The sequence below is a fragment of the Tardiphaga sp. genome, assembly GCF_044336785.1.
Taxonomy (GTDB): domain Bacteria; phylum Pseudomonadota; class Alphaproteobacteria; order Rhizobiales; family Xanthobacteraceae; genus Tardiphaga.
In genome coordinates, this window is sequence record NZ_JBIIOT010000005.1 from 60113 (window position 1) to 85871 (window position 25759).

Genomic DNA, 25759 nt, shown 5'->3' on the forward strand with positions numbered 1-25759 from the left:
CGAGCGTAGCGAAGCCATCCAGTCTTTCTTCGCCGCACTCTGGATTGCTTCGTCGCTGCGCTCCTCGCAATGACGAATAATTACGGAAGTTCCATGAGTTCGATCACCGTCAATATCCTGCTCGCCGTCTTCCTCCTCACGGCCAATGCCTTCTATGTGGCTGCGGAATTCGCGCTGGTGAAAAGCCGCGGTTTTCGCGTCAAGGCGATGGCCGAGCGCAACAGTTTTGGCGCGCATCTGCTGCAGCGGATGATGAATAATATCGAGCCCTATCTCGCCTGTTGCCAGCTCGGCATCACCATGGCCTCGCTCGGCCTCGGCTGGGTGGGCGAGCCGACGGTGGCTGCATTGCTCAAGCCGGTGCTCGATCCGCTCGGCATGTCGGAATCGGCGCTGCACTTCACCTCGTTTCTGACAGGATTCCTCGTCTTCTCGTCATTGCATATCGTGATCGGCGAGCAGGTGCCGAAGACGCTGGCGATCCGCCAGCCCGAGCCGGTGTCGCAATGGATCGCCTATCCACTCTATGTCTCCTATATCGTTTTCTTTCCGTTGAACTGGTTGCTCAACGCGGCTTCGCGCGGTGTTTTGTCGATGATCGGCGTGAAGGAAGCGTCGCCGCATGAGATTCTCACCGGCGTCGAAATCGAGGGGCTTGTCGGTCAGTCCGCCGAACATGGTGGCATCGAGAGCGGTGAGGCCGAATATTTGCAGAACGTGTTTCGGTTCGGCGAACTCGCCGTCTCCGACGTGATGGTTCATCGCACGGCAATGACCATGCTGAATGCCGATCTTCCGTCGGAAGAACTGGTCCGTGAGGTGCTCTCCACCGAATACACCCGCATTCCGCTGTGGCGCGAGAAGCCGGAAAACATCGTCGGCGTCCTGCATGCGAAGGATCTGCTCCGTGCAATCCGCGCCGCCGAAGGTGATACGTCGAAAATTGATGTTGCCTCCATCGCATCGCCGCCGTGGTTCGTGCCGGAGATGCGGCCGCTATCAGATCAGCTGAAGGCCTTCCGCCGCCGCAAGACACACTTCGCCCTCGTCGTCGATGAATATGGCGAAGTGGAAGGCATGGTGACGCTGGAAGACATCCTCGAGGAAATCGTCGGCGATATTTCCGACGAACATGACGACGTCGTCGCCGGCGTGCGCGCGCAGGCGGATGGCTCCGTGGTGGTGGATGGCTCGGTGCCGATCCGCGATCTCAACCGTGTGATGGATTGGCATCTGCCGGATGATGAGGCGGTGACGGTGGCCGGTCTCGTGATTCACGAGGCACGCTCGATCCCGGAGCGCGGCCAGAGTTTTACCTTCTACAACTTCCGCTTCCGCGTATTGCGCCGTGAGCGCAACCGGATCACGGCGCTGCGCATCGGCCCGGTGCCGGTCGAACCGCAGCAAGTGCCGGAAAAGAAGCGGCGCGCGGGTGCTTCTTTCTAACCCGGTCCGGTTCTTGCTTTTGAACCTGTGAATGCCGCGCGATGCGCGGGACAACAGGAGCGAGCGATGAACAAGTCTGTGCGATGGGCGTGCGTGCTGGCCGGTCTACTACTGTCGTCTGCGGCCGATGCCGACATCTATCCGTCAAAGCCGATCAAGGCGGTCAATCCCTTCGGAGCGGGTAGTGCCGGAGACGTCGTCCCGCGGCTGTTCTTCGAGCGCCTGAGCGCCGAGCTCGGACAGCCGATCGTGATTGAAAACCGCGTCGGTGCTGGTGGTTCGGTCGGTACCGGCGCCGTGGCGAAGAGCGATCCTGATGGATACACCTTGCTGTCGCAGACCAATGCGATCGCAATCGCGCCGGCCATTTTCAACAATCTCACATACGACACCACCAAGGATCTCACCTCGGTGGTGATGATTGGCTATGCGGCGAATGTGATGATCGTGCCGAATGAACGGCCGTGGAAGACGGTGCAGGACTTTCTTGCCGCGGCGAAGGTCAAGGGCACAGTGATCAATTACGGCTCGGTGGGCGTGGGCAGCGCCGTGCATATCAGTTCGGAAAAGTTTCGTGCGGCTGCCGGCTTCCAGGCGACGCATATCCCCTATCGCGGGGGCTCCGAAGTCATCACGGATATTATCGGTGGGCGCATCGATTTTTATTTCTGCCCGATCGCCACGGCTCTGCCGCTGATCCGCGAGGGGCAGGTGCGTGCATTGGTGGTGTCAACGCCGACACGTGCGCGCGATCTGCCTGAGGTGCCGACGCCCCTCGATGCCGGCCTCAAGGATGCCGATAGTTCGATCTGGTTCGGCGTCTTCGTGCCGTCGAAGACACCGCCGGCCATCGTCGAGAAGCTCTATCAGTCCGGGACGAAGGTGCTGAATGCGCCGGAGACCCAGGCCAGCCTGAAGAAGATCGGCATCGAGCCGATGCCCCTGAAGTCGGCCGAGATGGATGCGCTGCTCGCCCGCGAGATCGTGGCGAACAAGGAATTGCTCAAGGGCGAGGCTGCGAAGTGACGGTGTGAAAGGCTCCCCGCGCGGTCTGCTTCTTGCATCGCATGCAAGATTGACCCGAAAATCGGGCTGCCGTCCAACCGGACGGCAGGATTGGAGCGCGTGATGAGAACGTTTCTGCGATGGTCCTGTGTCCTGACGAGCGTATTGCTGTGCTCGGCAGCCCAGGCCGAAACCAACTGGCCCAGCCGGCTGATCAAGGCCGTCATTCCCTTCGGGCCGGGCAGCGCGACCGACGTGGTGCCGCGGATTTTCTTCGAACGGCTCGGGCCCGAACTGGGCCAGACCATCGTCGTCGAAAACCGCGTGGGTGGCGGCGGCGCCGTCGGGACGGCGGCGGTCGCGAAGGCCGAGCCTGATGGTTACACGGTGCTGGCGCATTCTTCGGCCCTGGCGATTACGCCGGCCATCAATGCGAACCTGCCCTACGACACGACAAAAGACTTGTCGTCTGTGATCATGATCGGGGCGAGCCCGCAGATCATGATCATTCCAAAGGATCGGCCGTGGAAGACGGTGGATGATTTCCTGAAGGATGCCAAGGCCAAGGGCTCATCGATCAATTTCGGTTCGGTCGGCATCGGCAGTGCCGTGCATATCAGCGCCGAGAAATTCCGCCGGGCTGGCAATTTCGAGGCAACCCACATTCCCTATCGCGGCGGGCCGGAAGTGATCGCGGACATTCTCGGCGGGCGCATCGATTTCTACTTCTGCCCGGCGGCGACGGCCTTGCCGCTCATCCGCGAAGGGCAGGTACGCGCCCTCGTTGTCTCGACAGAGAAGCGTTCGGCTGAGTTGCCCGACGTGCCGTCGTTGGCCGAAGTGGGGCTCAAGGATGGCGTGAGCGATAGCTGGATCGGCGTATTCGTGCCGTCGAAGACGCCGCGCGAGATCGTGGACAAGATGCGCGATGCGGGCCTGAAAGTGTTGGCCAAGCCGGAGATGCAGGCGGCACTGAAGAAGATCGGCGTGGAACCGGTGCCGATGACGACGAAGGAGATGGACGACATGGTGGCGAAGGAAGTCGCCGCCAATCTCGTGCTGCTCAAGACAGAAAAATAGCGTGTTGTCCGGATGGAGCGGTGCTCCATCCGGACTGTCGGGCGGCTGTCAGGCCTCGATATCCATGCGGACGAGAATGCGCTCGGCGCTGTCGTTCCAGACATCCATTTTCACGATCTTGCCGTCGCGCACCACGAAGCGATCAACATAGCGATTGCCTTCGAAGGTGGTGCCGTCGTGCCATTCGCCATACAGCGTGCCGGTGTTGTAGACGACCGTCTCGCCGTCACCAGGCGCCACGTCGGTACGCTCCATCTTCTTCTTCACCCATTTGTAGCGCATGGCGTTAAAGGCGGTGGCGTCGCGCGGGTGCTTGAACTTGCGGCCGCCTGTGAATGTGATGTCCACATCGGCCGACATGAAGGTCCCGGCGGTTTCGGGATCTGGGATCATTGACGCGACCAGAAAGCGCTCGACCAGTGCGGCGTCGTCGGTAAGGGGCGCGGTTGCTGATGGTTGCGACATCGGTTGTCTCCTGAAATCGGGGCTGGCGACATCCTAGCAAAGCAAGGAACAGATTGCATTCATTGGGCGTCCTAAATTGTATGCACTTCGTTCTGTAGCAGCCTGAAAAATGGGCGCCGCTAGTCGCTTGAAGTTCAAATATCCCTATAAATTTCAATCGATTGTGGCCTGTCCTGATCGCATGCGCATTGGCGTATCTCTTGCTTTCGGCTACACCGGGTCGGCCGTGAGATGGCCCACCGCGTGCCTTCAGGAGCCTCCATGACGTTCGACCTTATTCTACGCAATGCCCGCATCGTGGATCGGCCGGAAAGCCCTCTCGATATCGGCATCAAGGATGGCCGCTTCGCCGCCATCGAGGTCGGATTGCCCAAGGGCGAAGCACCGGATCAGAACCTGCACGGCCGGTTGGTGCTGCCGGGCTTTGTCGAAACCCATCTGCATCTCGATAAATCCTGCCTGCTCGGCCGCTGCAATTGCGACAGCGGAACGGTGCAGGAAGCGGTGGCGGAGGTCGCCAAGGCCAAACGTGATTTCACCGAGGAAGACGTCTATCGCCGCGCCGCGCGCACGCTGGAAAAGGCGATCAGCCACGGCACCAATCTGATGCGCACCCATGTGGAGGTCGATCCGCGCGTTGGCCTCACCAGCTTTCGCGCGCTCAAAAAACTGAAGCAGGATTATGCCTGGGCGATCGATTTGCAGTTGTGCGTGTTTCCCCAGGAAGGATTGCTCGATGATCCCGGCTGCGAGGAGGTGATGCTGCAGGCGCTGCGCGAGGGTGCCGATGTGGTCGGCGGCGTGCCTTATCTGGACCGGGATGCCCATGGTCAGATCGCCAAAATTTTCCAGATGGCGCGGGAGTTCGACGTCGATATCGACTTCCATCTCGATTTCGATCTCGATCCTGCGCATGCCAATTTCGGCGAAGTGTGTCGTCAGGCCCAAGCCACCGGCTGGGGCGGCCGTGTCGCCATCGGCCATGCGACAAAACTCTCGGCGATGCCGCGTGCGGATTTCGAAGCTGCCGCGCGTCGGCTGGCTGATGCCGGCGTTGCCGTCACCGTGTTACCGGCCACAGATCTGTTTCTCACTGGCCGTAATCACGATCACAACGTGCCGCGCGGCGTCACGCCGGCGCATCGCTTGCGGGCGCTTGGCGTGACGGCGAATATCTCCACCAACAATGTGCTGAATCCCTTCACGCCATTCGGCGACGTGTCGTTGATCCGCATGATCAATCTCTATGCCAATGTCGCGCAGATCGGCCGCATCGAGGAACTTGCCGCTTGCCTCGACATGGTGACGTCGGAATCGGCTCGGCTGCTGAACACGAAGGACTACGGCATTGCCGTCGGCCATTCGGCCGATCTCGTGGTGCTGGATTGCGAGACCAAGGCCGAGGCGGTATGCGAGATCGCGCAGCCGATATTCGGCTTCAAGACGGGGATCCGCACCTTCGTCAGGCCGGCTGCGAGCCTGCTGAAGCCGGTTTGATAAGGGAATGATGATGCCGATCGACGATACGCTGGGCGCTTTTGTGGACCATGGCCGCATCGAGGTGCAGCCGACGAGCGAAGGTGCGCTATCGGGGCTGAATTTTGCCCTGAAGGACGTGTTCGATCTCGCCGGCGTGCCGACCGCGGCTGGCAATCCGGAATGGCTGGCGACGCATCCGGTGCCGACACAATCCACGCCGGCGGCCGATCGTCTGCTTGGTGCCGGCGCGAAGCTTGTCGGCAAGACGCATACGGACGAACTGGCGTGGAGCCTCAATGGCGAGAACGCGCATTACGGCACGCCGGTGAATCCGGCCGCGCCCGGCCGCATTCCCGGCGGTTCGTCGAGTGGCTCGGCTGCGGCGACGGCGGGCGGACTCGTTGATTTCGCCATCGGCTCCGACACTGGCGGTTCGGTGCGTTTACCCGCGAGCTATTGCGGCATCTATGGCATCCGCACCACCCATGGCCGTATTCCGCTTGATGGCGCCGTGCCGCTGGCGCCGAGTTATGATGTGCTCGGCTGGTTTGCGCGATCGCCCGAATTGATGCTGAAGGTCGGCAATGTGCTGCTCGATCGCGTCCGTGCGCCGCGCAAGCCGAAGAAACTGCTCATTGCGCGTGATCTGTTTGCTGCGGTGGATGTGACAGTGCGCGATGCACTGCAGCCGGCGGTCGATCGCCTGATCGCACTGGTGGGGAGCAGCGAAGAGGTCGATGTCATCGGTGGCGAACGCGACGCGTGGCGCAATGCGTTTCGCGTGTTGCAGTCGGAAGAAGCCTGGGCGGTGCAGGGCGAATGGATCACGGCGGTGAAGCCGTCATTCGGCCCCGGCGTAAAAGAGCGCTTTGCTGCGGCGGCGGTGATGGATCCGGCCGAGATCGCAGCGGCAAAACCGTTGCGTCAGTCCATCATCAACAGGATCAACGCACTGCTCGCGGATGACGCGATCCTCGTGCTGCCGACGGCACCGGGCATTGCACCGCTGCGACAGACGCCCGATGCAGTGCTCGACGTCTTCCGTGCGCGCGCGATCGAACTGCTTTGCGTCGCCGGCCACGCCGGCACGCCGCAACTGTCGATGCCGGCGGCAACACTGGATGGTTGCCCGATCGGCCTGTCGATTATGGCCGCACGCGATTGCGACGAGGATCTGCTGTCGCTGGCGGTGGAGTTGGGCAAGGTCTGACGACCTCTCCGATGTCATCCCCGCGAAAGCGGGGATCCATAGACACCGTCGTCGTGTCGAATGATTGGCCTCTCGGTTCAGCGTGCCAGAGCTCTTCGGAAGTTATGGGTCCCCGCTCCGCGCACGCCTTCGGCGTGCTAGGCGGGGACGACAGGGGCATTACCGCCCCTTGCCATTCCCCTTTTCTGCCGCACGGCGCATGGCTTCTGCAAATGCACCGCCGCCCGCTTCCGGCTTGCCGGGCGCGCGCGACGTCATGTTGCGTTCGCTGAAACGCGGTCCGCGATCAGCCTTCGGGCGATCTTCCTTGGCGCCGATTGGATCGTCCATGCGGAGCGACAATGCGATGCGCTTGCGATCGACCTCGACCTCCAGCACCTTCACCTTGACGATATCGCCAGGCTTCACCACCTCGCGCGGATCCTTGATGAAGGTTCTGGACATCGCCGAGATGTGGATCAGGCCATCCTGATGCACGCCGACATCGACGAAGGCGCCGAAGGCGGCAACGTTGGTGACTGTGCCTTCGAGGATCATGCCGGGCTTGAGGTCCGAGACCTTCTCGACGCCTTCCATGAACACCGCGGCCTTGAAAGCGGGACGGGGATCGCGGCCCGGCTTCTCCAGCTCTTTCAGAATGTCGGTGACCGTCGGCAAACCAAACGTATCGTCGACAAAGCTCTTCGGTTGCACTTTTCGCAACACCTCGGCATTGCCGATCAGCGCGTGGATATCGCTCTTGGTGGCTTCGATGATCTTGCGCACCAGCGGATAGGCTTCCGGATGCACGCCGGATTTGTCGAGCGGGTCTTCGCTGTCATTGATACGCAGGAAGCCGGCGCATTGTTCGAACGCCTTCGGGCCGAGACGGGGCACATCCTTCAGTCCCTTGCGTGACTTGAACGGGCCGTTGGCATCGCGGTGCTGTACGATGCTCTGGGCGAGGCCGGAGCCGATGCCCGACACGCGCGCCAGCAGAGGGGCAGATGCGGTGTTGAGATCAACGCCGACGCCATTCACGCAGTCTTCAACGACCGCATCGAGCGAGCGGGCGAGCTTGCTCTCGCCGAGATCGTGCTGGTATTGGCCGACGCCGATCGCCTTCGGATCGATCTTGACCAGCTCCGCCAGCGGATCCTGCAGGCGGCGCGCAATGGAGACGGCGCCGCGCAGCGTCACGTCGAGCTCGGGCAGTTCTTCCGATGCGAAGGCCGAGGCCGAATAGACCGACGCGCCGGCTTCCGACACCACGATCTTCGTCATCTTCAGATCCGGCAGCAGCTTGAGCAGATCACTCGCCAGCTTGTCGGTCTCGCGCGAGGCGGTACCGTTGCCGATGGCGATCAGTTCGACTTTGTGCTGCACGGCCAGCTTGCCGAGTGTCGCCAGGGCCGCATCCCACTGACGCTGCGGCTCATGCGGGAAGATCGCCGTTGTCGCCACCACCTTGCCGGTGGCGTCGATGATCGCGGTCTTCACGCCGGAGCGGAAACCGGGATCGAGACCCATGGTGACGCGTGCGCCGGCGGGGGCGGCGAGCAGGAGATCGCGCAGGTTCGAGGCGAACACGCGCACGCCTTCTTCTTCCGCCGAGGTCCACAGCCGCATGCGCAGATCGATATTGAGATGCACCTGGATCTTCGTGCGCCAGGCCCAGCGCACGGTATCGGTCAGCCACTTGTCGCCGGGGCGGCCTTTGTCCGACACGCCGACGCGCTGCATGATCTTCATTTCATACGAGCTTGGCGTGGTTGATGGCACGGGCACGGCCGGCACCGGCTCGGGCTGCATCGCGAGATCCAGCACTTCTTCCTTCTCGCCGCGGAACAGCGCCAGCACGCGATGCGACGGCAGCTTGTGCAGCGGCTCGGAGAAATCGAAATAATCCTTGAACTTCTCGCCCTCGGCCTTCTTGCCGTCGCGCACCTTCGAGGCCATCACGCCATTCGACCACATCTGCTCGCGCAGCGCGCCGATGAGATCGGCGTCTTCGGCAAAGCGCTCGACAAGGATCGCGCGCGCGCCATCGAGTGCTGCGGTGACATCGGCGACCTGCTTGTCGGCATCGACATAGGCTTCGGCCATCACTTTCGGATCGTTCTGCGGCTCGGCGAGCAGCACATCCGCCAGCGGCATCAGGCCGGCTTCCTTGGCGATCTCCGCCTTGGTGCGGCGCTTCGGCTTGAACGGCAGATAGATGTCTTCGAGGCGGCCCTTGGTGTCGGCGGTCATGATGGCGGTCTCGACGGTGGCATCGAGCTTGCCCTGTTCGCGCACCGATTCCAGGATCACCTTGCGGCGGTCTTCCAGCTCGCGCAGATAGGTCAGGCGTTCTTCCAGCGTGCGCAGCTGCGCGTCGTCGAGACCGCCGGTGATTTCCTTGCGGTAGCGCGCGACGAACGGCACGGTTGCACCTCCGTCCAGCAGTTCCACCGTCGCCGCGACCTGCTGTTCGCGCACGCCAAGTTCGTCTGCGATCTTTAGATTGATGTTTGCCACGCGTAGCCATTCCTTCGAAAGTCTGTGGCGGTCATCCCGCCGTCGTAAACGCGTTATTGACCGGCATTCGGCGATTCATCAACCCCGATCGCGGCGGCAGAATGTTCTGTGGATCGCCTGTTCCGCTTTGAAAACGCTTTCGGATTTCCGGATCATTGCGTGCCTTTCAGCCATGCGGCTGTGCAAAAATATAGTGCTGGATCGTCTGCCGCGAACTGTGTAGACGAACGCTCCTTTTGGAGCGGTCATGTCGATTTGCGGTCTGGATTTTGGAACGTCGAACACGACGCTCGGTACCATCAACAATGACGTCCCGGTTCTGATTGCGCTGGAGGATGCGCATGTCACGATTCCGAGCGCCATTTTCTACAAGGCCGATAGCGGCGCCTTTATCGGGCGCAAGGCGATGGAAGCCTATGTGGAGGGCGTCTCCGGCCGCCTGATGCGCAGCCTGAAATCGGTGCTCGGCACCTCGCTGATCGACGAGACCACGCGGGTCGGGCGCGAGCGCATCGGATTTCGCAGCGTCATCGGCAATTACATCGGCGCCGTGAAGCGCCGTGCGGAAGCAGCATCCGGCGTTGAATTGCACAAGGTTGTGCACGGCCGCCCCGTGTTCTTCGTCGACGACAATCCGGCCGGCGACCGCAAGGCCGAGGATGTGCTGCTCGGCATCGCCAAGGACATCGGCTTTACCGACGTCTCGTTCCAGTTCGAGCCGATCGCGGCGGCGCTGGATTACGAACGCCAGATCAAGTCGGAAGAGATTGCGCTGATCGCCGATATCGGCGGCGGTACGTCGGATTTCTCCATCGTGCGCCTGTCGCCGGAGCGGCACCGCCATGCCGATCGCAAGGACGACATTCTTGCCAATGACGGCGTGCGGATCGGCGGTACCGATTTCGATCGGCATCTGAGCCTCGGCGTGGTGATGCCGCTGCTCGGCTATCGCTCGGCGATGAAGCGTGCGGGCCTCGACGTGCCGTCGGGCTATTTCCACGACCTTGCCACCTGGTCGAGCATCAATCGGATGTATGATTCCAAGGTGATGAACGAGATCCGGCAGGTGCGCTTCGAGGCTCAGCAGCCGGAATTGCTGGACCGTCTTGTGCGCGTGCTGGAGGAGCAGCGCGGTCACACCCTGGCGATGGAGGTGGAGGGGGCCAAGATCGGTCTGTCCGACAGTCCGAAATCGAGCATTCCGCTGAGCTGGCTGGAGCCGGGCCTCAAGGCCGGCATGGCACGCAAGGAACTCGTCAGCCATACCCAGACGCTGGCCGATCGCATCCATGCGCGGATCGGCATCTGTCTCGCGCAGGCGAAGCTGAAGCCGGAGAATATCGACGCGGTATTCCTGACCGGTGGCTCTGTGCAGCTTGCGCATGTCCGCAAGGCGATCCTCGGCGCGCTGCCGGCCGCCCGCGCCATTGATGGCGACACGTTCGGTGCCGTCGGCAAGGGACTGACCATCGAGGCCAACAGGCGTTACGGCTAATTCGCCGCCTGTGGCTCATGGGGCACAGGGCCTGTCGAAAGCTTGCTGCCACCGGCATATGCCGGTTATCGAACTCGCCGCAAATCTCGCAATGATTCCGCCAAAGCCGTTTTGGGCTGTGCTTTGGGGAATTCGACATGAAACAGTTTCTGGTCGCCGCCTGTCTGGTGGGCTCTGCCGCCGCGTCCGCACAGGCCGCCGATCTGGCGCCAAGGCCATATACGAAGGCGCCGGCCTATGTCGCGCCTATCTATAACTGGACCGGCTTTTATGCGGGCGCGAATGTCGGCTACGGCTGGGGCGGCCGCAGCGGCAATGTCACGGGCAATAGCGCTAATCTCAATGGCTCCGTGGGCCCGCTGGAATTCTACACCGACGCTTTCGGCAACAAAAATGACGGTGTGTTTGGCGGTGGCCAGATCGGCTACAATTATCAAGTGAGCCAATATGTGTTCGGTTTGGAAACCGATATTCAGTGGGCCGATCAGCGCAGCAATACGTTCCTGTCGCGACCGACGCCATTTCTCGGTAACTCATTTCTTGCTGATCACACGCAGTCAGCATCCGATCGTGTGAAGTGGTTCGGCACGGTGCGTGCCCGCGCCGGCTTCACGCCGGTCTCCACTTTGCTGCTCTATGTCACCGGAGGTCTGGCCTATGGCGAAACCGAGAGCAGTGTCACCAATACGTTCCCTGCCTTGCCGAACGTGTTCCCCATCGTGACCGGGCGACCGGCTTACGCCAATGCGGGATCGGTGAGCGGCACCAGTGTCGGCTGGGCCGCAGGCGCCGGCGCGGAATGGATGTTTGCCGCCAACTGGTCGGTGAAAGCGGAGTACCTGCATGTCGATCTCGGCAGCACCAGCCTCACTCTGGTCGATCGCTTCGATCCGACCACTTTCCAGACCTATGGATTCCGGCACCAGCAGGACACGGTGCGCGTCGGCATCAATTACAAGTTTGGCGGCTAGGCGGTCCTAGAAAGCCAGTCGCGCGGTTCTGAAATTCCCTTGGGGCTGGCAGCGATGCCGGCCCTGTTTGCTTGTGGACCGTCCTTTCTAGCGCTGCACCGAACCTCGTCCCGATAGCAAGACCCGTTGCCAGCCGGGGTGTTGGCGGCTAAACGGCTCACATTCAAAAATGTGCGGCCAAAGGTCGCTGCGAACATTAGGCTACTGGGAGCGAACAATGAGCCAGACCACCATCGGCACGCGTGCAGAGCAGAGCGCGAAGACCGATCTCGAAACATCGACCATCCGTGCCATCTCATGGCGGCTGATCCCGTTTCTGATCCTGGCTTACTTCCTCGCCTATCTCGACCGCGTCAATCTCGGCTTCGCCGCGCTGACCATGAACGCCGATCTGAACTTCTCGCCCACGGTGTTCGCCTGGGGTGCCGGTATCTTCTTCGTCGGCTATTTCATCTTCGAGGTTCCTAGCAATATCGCGCTGGAAAAATTCGGCGCCAGCCGCTGGATCGCGCGCATCATGGTGAGCTGGGGCATCATCTCGGCGCTGATGGCGATCGTCAGCGGCTCCACCAGCTTCTATGTGCTGCGCTTCCTGCTCGGCGTCGCCGAAGCCGGCTTCTTCCCCGGCATCATTCTGTATCTGACCTACTGGTATCCGGCCGAGTACCGCGCCCGCTTCCTCGCGGCCTTCGCCATTGCGGTGCCGGTCTCCACCGTGATCGGCGCGCCGATCTCCGGCATGCTGCTCGGGCTCGATGGCATGATGGGCCTGAAGGGCTGGCAGTGGCTGTTCATCATTGAGGGCATTCCTTCGGTGCTGCTTGGCATCGTCACCTGGTTCTATCTCACCGATAAACCGGCCAAGGCGGACTGGCTGACGCCGGACCAGAAGATGTGGCTGGCGGACAAGCTTGAGAGCGAGCGCACCGTCAAGGAAAGTGCGCATGGCATGTCGCTCGGCCAGGCGCTGACCTCGCCAAAAGTGCTGATGCTCAGCGTGATCTATTTCGGCTTTGTCGCCGCCCTTTATGGCATGCAGTTCTGGCTGCCGCAGATCGTGAAGGCGTTCGGCTTCACCAATGTGCAGACCGGCTTCGTCACGGCGATCCCCTATGCCTTCGGCTCCGTCGCGATGATCCTGTGGGCGCGCCATTCGGATCGGACGCGGGAACGTGTTTGGCACGTAGGCCTGCCGTTGCTGCTAATCGCCGTGGCGCTCGCCGCGTCGGGTGTCGTCACCAATCCCACGGTGACCATGGTGATGTTGACCGTCGCCGCCATCGGCGTGTTCTGCACCTTCGCACTGTTCTGGACGCTGCCGACGGCATGGCTCAGCGGCACCGCTGCGGCCGGTGCCATCGCCATGATCAATTCCATCGGCAATCTTGCAGGCTTTGGCGGGCCGTATCTGATCGGCTTCGTGAAGGAAGCCACCGGCAGCACCTCGACAGGGCTTCTCGTGCTGGCGGCGATGCCGCTGATCGCGGGCATCCTTGTGCTGGCCGGCAATCACGGCACGGCGACGGAATTCGCTGCTGCCGGCAAGGCACCCCAGCCGGGCAAGTAATTCGCCTGTGCTTTCAGTCTGTTCGAAACGCCGGGGCCTTCTGCTCCGGCGTTTTTCATTGCGCGATCGTGCAGAGATGATGGCGAGTTTGTGATCAATGACGAATATTGACAATCGTCAGTGGTCATCTTTAGTTTGACTTACGTCATTCAAAGGAAACTCCCATGTTCCGCGCTTCTCTGTCCGGCGTCCTCCGTAAACCGGCCGTCGCAGCCTTGCTGCTGGTCCCAGCGCTTGGTCTGGCCAGTTGCGGCAAGAAGACCGAGGCCGAAGCGAAGCCGACGCGGCCGGTTCTGGTCACCACCGTGCAGTACCAGCCGGAATCGCCGTCACGCAGTTTCGTCGGCACCATCCGGCCCCGCATCGAGACCGATATCGGCTTCCGCGTCACCGGCAAGGTCGCCAAGCGCCTCGTCGAGGTCGGACAGACCGTCCAGATCGGCCAGCCGCTCGGCACCCTGGATGAAGTCGATCTGAAGCTGCAGGCCGAGCAGGCCGCCGCCGAACTCAGCGCCGCCACCGGTGTGCTGGCCCAGGCCAGCGCCGCCGAGGGGCGGGCCAATGAGTTGAAGATCAAGGGCTGGGCCACCCAGGCGCAACTCGATCAGGCCAAGGCCTCCGGTGACGAGGCCCGCGCCCGCCTCAACCGCGCCGAACGCCAGGTCGAGCTCACCAAGAACAGCCTCTCCTACGCGACGCTTGTCGCCGATACCGCCGGTGTGGTCACCGCCACCCTGATCGATCCCGGCCAAGTCATCTCTGCCGGCCAGGCCGCGATCCGTGTCGCGCGCTTTGCCGAGAAGGAAGCCGTGGTCGCCATTCCGGAAACGCTGGTCGGCCGCGCCAAGGATGGCAATGCCACCGTCAATCTGTGGTCGGAGCCCGGCAAGACCTATCAGGCCAAGCTGCGCGAGATCGCCCCGAATGCCGATACGGCCACGCGGACTTATCTGGCCAAATTCTCGCTGCCCGAAGCCGACGACAAGGTCGCGCTTGGCATGACCGCGACGCTGACGCTCGCGGATCCGAAGACCGAGCGCATCGCGCGCGTCCCGTTGTCTGCCCTGTTCAGCCAGGGCAACCAGTCCTCGCTCTACACCGTGAATGACAGCGGCGACATCACGCTGCGTCCGGTCAAGGTGAAGACCTATGAAAGCGCCGACGCGATCATCACCGGCGGTGTCGATGACGGCGCCAAGGTCGTCACGCTCGGCGTGCAGAAACTCGATCCCGCGCAAAAGGTGCGCGTGGTCTCGGCCCTGTCGTTCTAAGCAAACATAAAGGACGAAGCCGATGCATCGCTTCAACCTCTCGGCCTGGGCCGTTGCGCATCCCACTTTGATCCTGTTCATGATCATTGCGCTGGGCTTTGCCGGCTTCTTCTCCTACGAAAAGCTCGGCCGGGCCGAAGATCCGTTCTTCACCGTCAAGGTGGTGAACGTCACGGCGATCTGGCCGGGCGCGACCGCCAAGGAGATGCAGGAGCAGGTCGCCGATCCCATCGAAAAGAAGATGCAGGAGCTGCCGTACTTCGACAAGGTCCAGACCTATTCGAAGCCGTCTTTCACCGCACTGCAGGTGTCGTTCAAGGACAACGCGCCGCCGAAGGATGTGCCGTATCTCTTCTATCTGCTGCGCAAGAAGCTTGCGGACGTGCAGGGCAGCCTGCCGACGGGCCTGATCGGTCCCACCGTCAATGACGAATTCAGCGACGTCGATTCCATCCTCTACATGATGACCGGCGATGGCGCCGACTTCGCGCAGATGAAGAAGGTCGCCGAAGGCCTGCGCCAGCGCCTGCTCAAGGTCGATGGCGTCACCAAGGTCAATCTCTATGGCACCCAGGACGAGCGCATCTTTGTCGAGTTCTCGCATGCGAAGCTCGCCACGCTGGGCATCACGACGCAGGCGCTGTTCGACTCGCTTGCCAAGCAGAATTCCATCACGCCCGCCGGCACCGTCGAGACGTCCTCGCAGCGCGTGCCACTGCGCGTCACCGGCGCGCTCGATGGCGTGAAGGCTGTCGCCTCGACTCCGGTGGAGAGCAATGGCCGCACCTTCCGCCTGGGCGACATCGCCAATGTGACCCATGGCTTCGTCGATCCGCCGGATTTCCAGATCCAGCAAAAGGGCAAGCCGGCGCTCGGCATCGGCGTCGTCACCGCCAAGGGCGCCAACATTCTCCAGCTCGGCGAGAATGTGAAGAAGGCCGCCGACAGTTTTATGGCCGCAGTGCCGCAGGGCATCGAGATCGAGCAGATCGCCGATCAGCCGCATGTGGTCGAGGAGGCCGTCGGCGAATTCACGCGCTCTTTCGTCGAGGCGCTGGCCATCGTGCTGTTCGTGAGCTTCCTCGCGCTCGGCTGGCGCACCGGCATCGTGGTGGCGCTGTCGGTGCCGCTGGTGCTCGGCATCGTCTTCATGGTGATGAATGCGATCTCGCTCGACCTGCATCGCATCTCGCTCGGCGCGCTGATCATCTCCCTCGGCCTGCTCGTCGATGACGCCATCATTGCTGTCGAAATGATGGTGGTGAAGATGGAGCAGGGCTGGGACCGCGTGCGCGCGGCGTCTTTCGCCTGGGAATCCACTGCCTTCCCGATGCTCACCGGCACGCTGGTGACGGCCGCCGGCTTCCTGCCCATCGGTTTCGCCAATTCGGCGGTCGGTGAATATGCCGGCAGCATCTTCTGGGTCGTGGCCATCGCGCTGGTGGCGTCGTGGTTCGTGGCCGTGATCTTCACGCCCTATATCGGCGTCAAGCTGTTGCCGAATATGGCCGCACACGGGGCTGCGCATCACGATCCGCATGCAATCTACGAGACGCGCATGTATCGCATCCTGCGCGGTGTGGTGCAGTGGTGCGTCAATCATCGCATCAAGGTGGTGGTGGCCACCGTCGGCATCTTCTTCGCCTCGGTGGTTGGCTTCGGCCATGTCCAGCAGCAGTTCTTCCCGCTCTCCGAACGCCCCGAACTGTTCTTCCAGCTGCGCCTGCCGGAAGGCACTGCTTTCGATGTCACCAAGAAGTCGGTGCAGAAAGCGGAGACCCTGCTCAAGGACGACAAGGATATCGCGACCTATACATCCTATGTCGGCCGCGGTTCGCCGCGCTTCTGGCTTGGTCTCAATCCGCAATTGCCCAATGAGGCCTTCGCTGAAATCGTGATCGTCGCCAAGGGCGTCGAGTCGCGCGAGCGTATCAAGGCGAAGATCGAGAAGGCTGTGACTGACGGCCAGCTCAGCGAGGCCCGCGTGCGCGTCGATCGCTTCAATTTCGGCCCGCCGGTCGGCTTCCCCGTTCAGTTCCGCGTCATCGGCCCGGACACAGCGAAGGTGCGCGATATCGCCTACAAGGTGCGCGACGTCATGCGCGCCAATCCGAATATCATGGAAGCGCAGCTCGACTGGAACGAACAGTCGCCTTACCTCAAGCTCGTCGTCGATCAGGACCGTGCGCGCGCACTCGGTCTCACGCCGCAGGATGTCTCGCAGTCGCTGGCGCTGCTGATCTCCGGCACGACGGTCACCACCATCCGTGACGGTATCGAAAAGGTCGCCGTCGTCGCTCGTGCGGTGCCGTCGGAGCGTCTTGATCTCGGCAAGGTTGGCGATCTCACCATCATCGCGCGCAATGGCGTTGCGGTGCCGCTGACCCAGGTGGCGAATATCGAATACTCGCATGAGGAGCCGATCCTGTGGCGGCGTAACCGCGACATGGCGATCACCGTGCGCAGCGACGTCGCCGATGGCGTGCAGCCGCCGGATGTCACCAACCAGATCTGGCCGCAGCTGCAGCAGATCCGCGATAGCCTGGAGCCCGCCTATCGCATCGAGATCGGCGGCGCGGTGGAGGAGAGCAACAAGGGCAATGCCTCGATCGCGCTGCTCTTCCCGCTGATGATGATCGTGATGCTGACGCTGCTGATGATCCAGCTGCAAAGCTTCTCGCGGCTTATCCTGGTGTTCCTGACGGCGCCGCTCGGCATCATCGGCGCGTCGCTGGCGCTGAATGTCGCCGGCAAGCCGTTCGGCTTCGTCGCGCTGCTGGGCCTGATCGCGCTGGCCGGCATGATCATGCGTAACGCGGTCATTCTCGTCGATCAGATCGAGACCGACGTGGCGCATGGTCTGACCCGCGCCGAGGCGATCGTCGAGGCGACGGTGCGCCGTGCGCGTCCGGTGGTGCTCACCGCGCTGGCGGCGATCCTGGCGATGATCCCGCTGTCACGCTCGGCCTTCTGGGGCCCGATGGCGGTCACCATCATGGGCGGTCTGTTCGTCGCGACCTTCCTCACGCTGCTCTATCTGCCCGGCCTCTATGCGCTGTGGTTCAGGAAGAGCCTCGATGAGCGCGGTCCCGGTGAAGATACAGAGCATCATGCGCCGCAGCATCACGACAAACAGCTCGCCTTTCCGCTTGCCGCTGCTGCCGAATAAGAAGATAGCTTGCTCAAGATGACGCTTGTTTCCGACCATACCGAAACCGACGATATGCGCACCCGGATCGAGGTGACGGCTGAAAAGCTGTTCCGCGAACTGGGCTATCAGAAGACCACCGTCGCTGATATCGCGAAACTGCTGCGGATGTCGCCGGCCAATGTCTATCGCTTCTTCGACTCCAAGAAGTCGATCATTTCGGCCGTGGCCAGGCGGCTGATGGGGGAAGTCGAGGTTGCAGCAACGGCCATCGTGGCCAAGCCGCAGCCGGCGTCGCAGCGGATGCGCGAGTTGCTGGTCACGATCCACCAGATGAACACCGAGCGCTATGTCGGCGACGCCAAGCTGCATGAAATGGTGTCGATCGCCATGGAAGAGAGCTGGGACGTCTGCCTCGCCCATATCGAATGCGTGACCGGGGCCATCGGCCAAGTGATCGCCGATGGCGCCGCATCCGGCGAATTTCACGCACCGGATGTACCTCTGGCCGCCATGTGCGTCTGTGCGGCGATGATCCGCTATTTCCATCCCCAGATGATCGTCGAGGCTGCCGACAAGCCTGGTCCCTCCATCGACCAGATGGTCGACTTCGTCCTTGCCGGGCTGGCACCGCGGGGCTAGACCTCGAAGCGTCGGTCAATAAAGGGATATCCCGTGAGCGCTTTCGAACTCCACAGCTACGAGCCCCGCAACGGACATGGTCTGAAGCACGACCCCTTCAACGCCATTATCGCGCCGCGTCCGATCGGCTGGGTCTCGACCAAGGGCGCCGATGGCCGCGTCAATCTCGCGCCCTACAGCTTTTTCAACGGCTTCAACTACAAGCCGCCGCTGATCGGCTTCTCCAGCATGGGCATCAAGCACTCCACCCGCAATGCGCAGGAAACCGGCGAATTCGTCTGGAATCTGGCCACCATTGATCTGGCTCAGCAGATGAACGCCACGGCCGCCCATGTCGATGCGGACGTGAACGAATTCGAGGTGGCCGGCCTCACCCCGGTGCCCAGTACGCTGGTGAGCGTTCCGCGCGTCGGCGAGGCGCGTGTCTCCTTCGAATGCAAGGTCACCGAGATCATCGAGCTGAAGCGTGCCGATGGCCAGTCCGCCAATGCCTTCCTCACCATGGGCGAAGTGGTGGCGGTCCATATCGACAAGACCCTGATCGTGGACGGCGTGTACCGCACGGCCCTGGCCAGCCCGATCGTCCGCGCCGGCCGTCAGGGCGATTATTTCACGGTCAAACATGACGACATGTTCGAGATGGTGCGGCCGGATTGACACTCGGTGTCGTCCCCGCGAAAGCGGGGACCCATACCCTCCGAAGATCTGATCGAAACGCTGTCGCCGCCTGAGCCAATAACCGCGCCGACGGTGTCTATGGGTCCCCGCTTTCGCGGGGACGACCGGTCGCGCGACCTCCTGCCACGCAGCCTCCATTCGCCTTGATGGAACCGATGCGGTATCCTTGCCGTTATCGATGGCTCAATGCTGGCCAATTTCGCTTAAATTTCAATGCGAAAGCTAAGCTGAAACCAACGCCGTCCCGCTAGAGCGAATGCCTTTGAGTGGCTCGTCTTCCGCCCGGAAGCCCGGCCGCGCCGATGAAGAGGACTTCCCATGAGCTCCCCAAGCCTGCGCAAGGACTACGTCACCAAGCCGATCTTCGGCTGGGCCAAGGGCGTGCTGCCGAGGATGTCGGACACCGAGCGCGAGGCGCTGGAGGCTGGCGACGTCTGGTGGGATGCGGATCTGTTCACGGGCAATCCCGATTGGGACAAGCTGCTCAAGGTCGCGCCGGCCACGCTGACGGCGGAAGAGCAGGCCTTCATGACCGGGCCTGTGGATCGTCTCTGCGAGATGATCGACGACTGGAAGATCAATTGGGAGTTGCGCGACCTGCCGCCGGAGGTCTGGGACTTCATCAAGCGCGAAAAATTCTTCGGCATGATCATCCCAAAGGAATTTGGCGGTCTCGGCTTCTCGCCCTATGCCCATTCGGAAGTGGTGCGCAAGATTTCGTCGCGCTCGGTGGTCGCTGCCGTCACCGTAATGGTGCCCAACTCACTGGGCCCCGGCGAACTGCTGATGAAATTCGGCACCGACGAACAGCGCCAGCGCTGGCTGCCGCGTCTCGCCGATGGCCGCGACATTCCCTGCTTCGGGCTCACCAGTCCGGAAGCCGGCTCCGATGCCGCGTCGATGATCGACAGCGGCATCATCTGCAAGGGCACCTTTGACGGCCAGGACGTGCTCGGCCTGCGCCTGAACTGGCACAAGCGCTACATCACCCTCGGCCCCGTCGCCACGCTGATCGGTCTCGCTTTCAAGGCCTATGACCCCGATCATCTCGTCGGCGATCAGGACGAGCTCGGCATCACGGTCGCGCTGATCCCGCATGATCTTCCGGGCGTCGAAATCGGCAAGCGCCACCTGCCGTCGATGCAGGTGTTTCAGAACGGCCCGAACTGGGGCCGCGATGTCTTCATCCCGCTCGATTACATCATCGGCGGGCAGGAGCGGCTCGGGCAGGGCTGGAAGATGCTGATGTCGGCGCTCGCCGCTGGCCGCGGCATCTCGCTGCCGTCGCTCTCCGCGGCCGGTGCCGCCTATGCCGCCCGCGCCACCGGCGCCTATGCCCGCATCCGCGAGCAGTTCAATATCTCGATCTCGAAATTCGAAGGCATCGAGGAGCCGCTCGCCCGCATCGCCGGCACCGCTTATCTGCTCGACGCCGCGCGACGCCTGACATCGGCGGCGCTCAATCAGGGCCATCACCCCGCTGTCATCTCTGGCATCATGAAGCTGCATGCCACCGAGCGGATGCGCACTGTTATCGACGACGCCATGGACATCCACGCGGGCAAGGCCGTCATCGATGGCCCGCAGAATTACATGGGCAATCTCTATCGCGCGGTGCCGGTGGGCATCACGGTGGAGGGCGCCAATATCCTGACGCGTAATCTGATCGTGTTCGGGCAGGGCGCCATCCGCGCGCATCCCTATCTGCTACAGGAGATGAATGCCCTCAGCGATCCCGACAAAAAGAAGGGGCTCGACGCCTTCGACACCGCATTCTGGAAACATGTGGGCCATAGCGTCACCACGCTGTTCCGCGCCTGGGGCCGCAGCTGGACCGGTGGCGCTTTTGCGCCCGTGCCCGATGCAGGTGCCGCCACGCAGTTCTATCGCCAGCTGTCGCGCTATTCGTCGGCCTTCGCGCTCTGCGCCGACATGGCACTGCTGACGCTGGGCGGCGCGCTGAAGCGCAAGGAGATGCTGTCGGCGCGCTTCGGCGATATTCTCTCCGAGCTCTATCTTCTCTCGGCCGCGCTCAAACGGTGGGAAGACGAAGGCCGCCAGCAGGACGATCTGCCGGCGCTCGAATGGTGCATGGCCACGGGCTTCAAGACCATCGAGAACCGTTTTGCCGAAATCCTCGCCAATCTGCCGAACCGCTTTGTCGCGGCGATCCTGAAATTCGTCGTGCAGCCATTTGGTGCGTCGGTGCTCGGCCCGTCGGACCGCGTCGTGCATCTCTGTGCCCAGATGATTCTGGAGCCCTCGGCCACACGCGACCGGCTGACACCAGACCTTGCGCATGTGGATGACGATCGCGGCCTGGCACGGCTGGAAACGGCCTTCAAACTGGTGACATCCACTGACGATATTGCCAAACGCATCCGAACCGCGAAACTGAAGGACTGGAAGCAGGCCGTGGCGCAGGGCGTGATTACGCAAGCGGAAGGCGAGCGGCTGGAAGCTGCGCGCGAGGCCGCCAGGCTGGTGATCGAGGTGGACGATTTCGCGCCGGAAGATCTGTCGCCACTGGCCAAGAAGTCGGACAATGTGCATCAGTTCTTCCAGGAACTTGGTGACCAGCGAGCAGCATCCTGATGACAAGACCAGTCTATATCGTCGACGGGAGCCGCACGCCGTTCCTGAAGGCGCGCAGCGGGCCCGGCCCGTTCACGCCGGTTGATCTTGCTGTGCAATGTGGCCGCCCGCTATTGGCACGGCAGCCTTTTGCGGCGAACGCTTTCGATCAGGTTATCCTCGGCTGTGTTAATGTCATTGCGGACGAGATGAACCCCGCCCGTGTCGCAGCGCTCCGGCTCGGCATGGGCGAGCGCATGGTGGCTTTCACCGTGCAGATCAATTGCGGCTCCGGCATGCAGTCCATCGACACCGGCTATCGCTATATCCGCGAGGGCAATGCCGATCTCATTCTCGCCGGTGGTGCCGAAGCGCTCAGCCACGCGCCTTTGGTCTGGCCGCAGAACGGCGTGCGCTGGTTCGCTGGCCTCGCAATGGCCAAGGGGCCGCTCGCCAAACTCGCTGCTTTCGCCAAGGCGCGGCCCGCTTATTTCAAGCCGGTGATCGGCCTCGAGCGCGGCCTCACCGATCCCATCACCGATCTCAATATGGGCCAAACCGCCGAGAAGGTCGGCCATCTCTTCGGTATCACGCGTCTGCAGGCCGATGCCTATGCCTCGGAAAGCCACAAGCGTCTCGCGCGTGCGCAGGAGCAGGGCTGGCTGAAAGGCGAGGTCGAGACTGCCTTCGATCGCAAGGGCAAGTTCTACGATCACGACGATGGCGTGCGGCTGGATTCCTCGGCCGACAAGCTCGCAATGCTGAAGCCGGTGTTTGAGCGGCCGTGGGGACAGGTCACCGCTGGCAATTCCAGCCAGATCACCGATGGCGCATCCTGGGTGATCCTCGCCTCCGAAGAAGCCGTGGTGAAACACAAGCTCACGCCCAAGGCTGTCATCCTCGATAGCCAGTGGTCGGCGCTCGATCCCTCGATCATGGGGCTCGGCCCGGTGTTGTCGTCGCATGACCTGCTCAAGCGCAACAACATGACGATCCACGACATCGAGACCTGGGAGCTCAACGAGGCTTTCGCCACCCAGGTGCTCGGCTGTCTGGCTGCCTGGAAGGACGAGCAGTTCTGCCGCGAGGTGCTCGGTCTCGATGGCGCGGCCGGCGAAATCGACCGTGCCAAGCTGAATGTCGATGGCGGTGCTATCAGCCTTGGCCATCCCGTCGGCACGTCCGGCAACCGCATCGTGCTGCATCTCGTCAATGCCATGAAGCGGCTCGGCACCCGGCGCGGCATCGCCACCGAATGTATCGGTGGCGGGCTCGGTGGTGCGATGTTGATCGAGACGGTGTGAGGCGCGTCATGGACAGCAGAATTTTGGACGCCCTCAAGGACCGTGCGCTCGAACTCGGGCCTACTCCTGACACGAGCGACACCTATCGCAATTTCAAGCTGACCCGCGATGCCGATGGCGTGGCGTGGCTTCTGTTTGACCGAGCAGAGTCCACCGCGAATACGCTATCAGAAGAAGTACTGCTGGAATTCGACATGGTGCTGACCGCGCTGGAAACCCAGCGTCCCACCGGCATCGTGATCCGCTCCGCAAAGTCATCCGGCTTCATTGCTGGTGCCGACATCAATGAATTCCGCGGCAGCGATGCCGGCGCCATCGAGGCCCAAATCGCGCGTGCGCATGCGGTGGTCGATCGCCTTGAGGCGTTAAAAATCCCGACGGTCGCTGTGATCCACGGATTCTGCCTCGGTGGTGGCCTCGAGATCGCGCTGGCCTGCCAGATGCGCATTGCCATCGATGGCGCCCGCTTCGGCTTCCCGGAAGTGATGCTCGGCCTGCATCCCGGCCTCGGCGGCACCGCACGCTTCACCCATCTGGTCTCGCCGCTGCAGGCGATGCCGATGATGCTCACCGGCAAGACCATCGATGCCCGCAAGGCGAAAGCCATCGGCCTTGTCGATGCCGTCACCGAAGAACGCCATGTCCGCAATGCGGTGAAAGAAGCGGTATTCGGCCGCCTCAAGCGGGCAAAACCGTCGCCGCTGATCCCGCTGCTGAACTTCTCTCCGGTGCGCGGCATTCTCGCCTCGCGTATGGTGGCGGAAGCCGCCAAACAGGCGCCGCGCGAACATTATCCCGCGCCCTATGCGCTGATCGATCTGTGGGAAAAGCATGGCGGCGACCGCGCCGCGATGCTCAAGGCCGAGCAGGGCTCTTTCGCCCGGCTGATGGTCACGACCACGGCGCAGAATCTCATCCGCGTCTTCTTCCTGCGCGAAGCGATGAAGAAGCTTGCCGGCGCGGGCGATGGCGGAATCAGGCATGTCCATGTCATCGGTGCCGGCGCCATGGGCGGCGATATCGCCGCCTGGTGCGCGCATCAGGGCCTGCGCGTCACGCTTGCCGACATGAAGGCGGAGCCGCTCGCCAGCGCCATCAAGCGCGCTGCCGATCTTTACGCGAAAATCATCCGCAAGCGCACCGATCAGCGCGATACGCTCGACCGCCTGATCCCGGATCTCGACGGCGAGGGCGTGCGCTGTGCCGATCTCATCATCGAGGCGGTGTCCGAGAAACTCGACCTCAAGCAGAAGGTCTATGCCGCGCTCGAGCCGCGCATGAAGCCAGATGCGATTCTCGCCACCAACACGTCGAGCATTCCGCTGCAGGATTTGCGATCGTCGCTGGCCCATCCCGGCCGCTTCCTCGGGCTGCACTTCTTCAATCCGGTGTCGCGCCTGCAACTGGTCGAGGTCGTCAGCCATGACGGCGTCGATCAGGATGTGTTGAAGCGTGCCACAGCCTTTGTCGGCGCCATCGATCGCCTGCCGCTGCCGGTGAAGTCGTCGCCGGGCTTCCTGGTCAATCGTGCACTCACGCCCTACATGCTGGAAGCGATGATGCTGCTCGACGAGAAGGTCGAGAAGGAGACCATCGACGCTGCGGCCGAACAATTCGGCATGCCCATGGGCCCGATCGAACTGGCCGATCAGGTCGGCCTCGATATCTGCATGGCCGTCGGCGACATGCTGCGCTCGAAATTCGGCGACCTCCTGCCGCCGACGCCGGCGTGGTTGCGTGAGAAGGTCAATCGCGGCGAACTCGGCAAGAAGACCGGCAAGGGCTTCTATACGTGGCGCGACGGCAAGGCCGAGAAGAGCTCGGCCGCTGCCGCTACCGCACGGCCGTCGCAGGAGATGATCGACCGTCTGGTGCTGCCGATCTCCAATGTCTGCGTCGCCTGCCTGCGGGAAGGCATCGTGGACGATCCCGATGTGGTCGATGGCGCCATGATCTTCGGCACCGGCTACGCCCCGTTCCGCGGCGGCCCTCTAAACTATGCCCGCTCGCGTGGCCCCGATAATGTCGCCGCCACGCTGCGCACGCTGGCCGCGAAATACGGCGACCGTTTCGCGCCGGACGAGGGCTGGGACACCTTCTCCTAATGACTCAACTTCAGGCACTCACTGCTCATGACTGAATCAACGAATCAGCCCGCCACCGGTCTCGGCACCGAGCCCACTGGCGACCTGACCATCCGTACCGTCGCGATGCCGGCGGACACCAATGCCAATGGCGATATTTTCGGCGGCTGGCTGCTCAGCCAGATGGATCTCGGTGGCGGCATGGCAGCAGCCAAGGTCGCCAAGACCCGCACCGTCACGGTCGCGATCGAGGCGATGACCTTCCGCAAGGCCGTGCATGTGGGCGATGTCGTCTCCGTGCATGCCAATCTCGTGCGCATGGGCCGCACATCATTGACGCTGCATATCGAAGCCTGGGTGCTTCGCCGCAACGAAAGCGCCCCGATCCTGGTCACTGACGGCAATTTTACCTTCGTGTCCATCGACGAAAACGGCCGTCCGCAGGTGATCCAGAAGCCGGATGCGACGATTACGGCATAGGAATTCTAAACGGCGCCGGGAACGATTTACCACCGTCCCGGTTAGTGGCCCGGAATATGCAAAGCGTATTCGCGAAACGGCGCATCGCGAAAGGGGCCGCCATGTCAGACACCTATATTATCGAAGTCTCGTCGCAGGCAGCCGGCATCGTGGTTCGCGATCCCGGCGGTTTTCGCTTTTTTGCCGCGTCTCACAAGTTCAACGGGATGGATGGCCAGATTTTCCGCAATGCGCGTGAGGCCGAGCGGGCTGCATTCCAGTTCGCTCAGGGCACGCCGGTCGCGGCGACAGCTGCGTAAGCACTGAACAGAGTTGTTATAACTCCGTCATGGCCGGGCCTGTCCCGGCCATCCACGCCTTC

19 protein-coding genes are annotated in these 25759 nt (G+C 62.4%); 17 read left to right on the forward strand and 2 right to left on the reverse strand.

Translation table 11 applies throughout. The features are described from left to right. Positions 1-93 precede the first annotated feature (93 nt). The 3 genes from ACIQ2A_RS02850 (at position 94) to ACIQ2A_RS02860 (ending at position 3531) form a co-directional block, all read left to right on the forward strand. Positions 94-1446 carry a hemolysin family protein gene (locus tag ACIQ2A_RS02850; protein ID WP_398475533.1) on the forward strand — a complete coding sequence of 451 codons (1353 nt, stop codon included), beginning with the start codon at positions 94-96 and terminating at the stop codon, positions 1444-1446. A gap of 66 nt (positions 1447-1512) precedes the next feature. After that, the gene (locus ACIQ2A_RS02855; RefSeq protein WP_398475534.1) at positions 1513-2472 is read left to right on the forward strand and encodes a Bug family tripartite tricarboxylate transporter substrate binding protein; all 960 of its coding nucleotides are present in this window, start codon (positions 1513-1515) and stop codon (positions 2470-2472) included. A 102-nt stretch (positions 2473-2574) separates the two neighbouring features. Then, the gene (locus ACIQ2A_RS02860) at positions 2575-3531 is read left to right on the forward strand and encodes a Bug family tripartite tricarboxylate transporter substrate binding protein (RefSeq protein WP_398475535.1); all 957 of its coding nucleotides are present in this window, start codon (positions 2575-2577) and stop codon (positions 3529-3531) included. 48 nt (positions 3532-3579) lie between these two features. Here the strand turns inward: ACIQ2A_RS02860 and ACIQ2A_RS02865 are convergent, their stop codons facing one another. Beyond that, the gene (locus ACIQ2A_RS02865; protein WP_398475536.1) at positions 3580-3996 is read right to left on the reverse strand and encodes a nuclear transport factor 2 family protein; all 417 of its coding nucleotides are present in this window, start codon (positions 3994-3996) and stop codon (positions 3580-3582) included. Positions 3997-4257: 261 nt separating this feature from the next. Between ACIQ2A_RS02865 and ACIQ2A_RS02870 the strand changes: the two genes are divergently transcribed. Next, the gene (locus ACIQ2A_RS02870; protein WP_398475538.1) at positions 4258-5493 is read left to right on the forward strand and encodes an amidohydrolase family protein; all 1236 of its coding nucleotides are present in this window, start codon (positions 4258-4260) and stop codon (positions 5491-5493) included. A 7-nt stretch (positions 5494-5500) separates the two neighbouring features. Next, positions 5501-6685, forward strand: coding sequence for an amidase (locus tag ACIQ2A_RS02875; protein WP_398475540.1), 1185 nt, complete (start codon positions 5501-5503; stop codon positions 6683-6685). A 159-nt stretch (positions 6686-6844) separates the two neighbouring features. On the opposite strand, the gene ACIQ2A_RS02880 is transcribed toward ACIQ2A_RS02875, so the two are convergent. After that, entirely contained in the window at positions 6845-9184 is a 2340-nt protein-coding gene (locus ACIQ2A_RS02880) for a Tex family protein (RefSeq protein WP_398475543.1), read from the reverse strand. A 247-nt stretch (positions 9185-9431) separates the two neighbouring features. Here ACIQ2A_RS02880 and ACIQ2A_RS02885 point away from each other — a divergent pair, with 247 nt between their 5' ends. From ACIQ2A_RS02885 to ACIQ2A_RS02940, 12 genes are all read left to right on the forward strand, one after another. After that, positions 9432-10679 (forward strand): Hsp70 family protein, encoded by a 1248-nt coding sequence (locus tag ACIQ2A_RS02885; protein ID WP_398475545.1) that lies wholly within the window; start codon positions 9432-9434, stop codon positions 10677-10679. A gap of 137 nt (positions 10680-10816) precedes the next feature. Further along, positions 10817-11650, forward strand: a complete 834-nt coding sequence (locus tag ACIQ2A_RS02890; protein WP_398475547.1) for an outer membrane protein — start codon at positions 10817-10819, stop codon at positions 11648-11650. Positions 11651-11867: 217 nt separating this feature from the next. Further along, complete coding sequence (locus tag ACIQ2A_RS02895; protein WP_398475549.1) at positions 11868-13217, forward strand: MFS transporter; 1350 nt, start codon at positions 11868-11870, stop codon at positions 13215-13217. 164 nt (positions 13218-13381) lie between these two features. Next, positions 13382-14488, forward strand: a complete 1107-nt coding sequence (locus tag ACIQ2A_RS02900; protein WP_398475551.1) for an efflux RND transporter periplasmic adaptor subunit — start codon at positions 13382-13384, stop codon at positions 14486-14488. 22 nt (positions 14489-14510) lie between these two features. Next, the gene (locus ACIQ2A_RS02905) at positions 14511-17657 is read left to right on the forward strand and encodes an efflux RND transporter permease subunit (protein ID WP_398475553.1); all 3147 of its coding nucleotides are present in this window, start codon (positions 14511-14513) and stop codon (positions 17655-17657) included. Positions 17658-17675: 18 nt separating this feature from the next. Beyond that, positions 17676-18278 (forward strand): TetR/AcrR family transcriptional regulator, encoded by a 603-nt coding sequence (locus tag ACIQ2A_RS02910; protein ID WP_398475555.1) that lies wholly within the window; start codon positions 17676-17678, stop codon positions 18276-18278. 33 nt (positions 18279-18311) lie between these two features. After that, a complete protein-coding gene (locus ACIQ2A_RS02915; RefSeq protein WP_398475557.1) occupies positions 18312-18935 on the forward strand; it encodes a flavin reductase family protein in 624 nt (207 codons plus the stop codon). Positions 18936-19274: 339 nt separating this feature from the next. After that, entirely contained in the window at positions 19275-21551 is a 2277-nt protein-coding gene (locus ACIQ2A_RS02920; protein WP_398475559.1) for an acyl-CoA dehydrogenase, read from the forward strand. Next, positions 21551-22834: an acetyl-CoA C-acetyltransferase gene (locus ACIQ2A_RS02925; RefSeq protein WP_398475561.1), complete on the forward strand. Its 1284-nt coding sequence runs from the start codon at positions 21551-21553 to the stop codon at positions 22832-22834. The genes ACIQ2A_RS02920 and ACIQ2A_RS02925 overlap by 1 nt, the downstream gene beginning before the upstream one ends. 8 nt (positions 22835-22842) lie before the next feature. Beyond that, positions 22843-24939 (forward strand): 3-hydroxyacyl-CoA dehydrogenase NAD-binding domain-containing protein, encoded by a 2097-nt coding sequence (locus ACIQ2A_RS02930; RefSeq protein WP_398475563.1) that lies wholly within the window; start codon positions 22843-22845, stop codon positions 24937-24939. A 27-nt stretch (positions 24940-24966) separates the two neighbouring features. Next, positions 24967-25398 carry an acyl-CoA thioesterase gene (locus ACIQ2A_RS02935; protein WP_398475565.1) on the forward strand — a complete coding sequence of 144 codons (432 nt, stop codon included), beginning with the start codon at positions 24967-24969 and terminating at the stop codon, positions 25396-25398. Positions 25399-25499: 101 nt separating this feature from the next. Continuing rightward, complete coding sequence (locus ACIQ2A_RS02940; protein ID WP_398475567.1) at positions 25500-25697, forward strand: hypothetical protein; 198 nt, start codon at positions 25500-25502, stop codon at positions 25695-25697. The last annotated feature ends 62 nt before the right edge of the window (positions 25698-25759 follow it).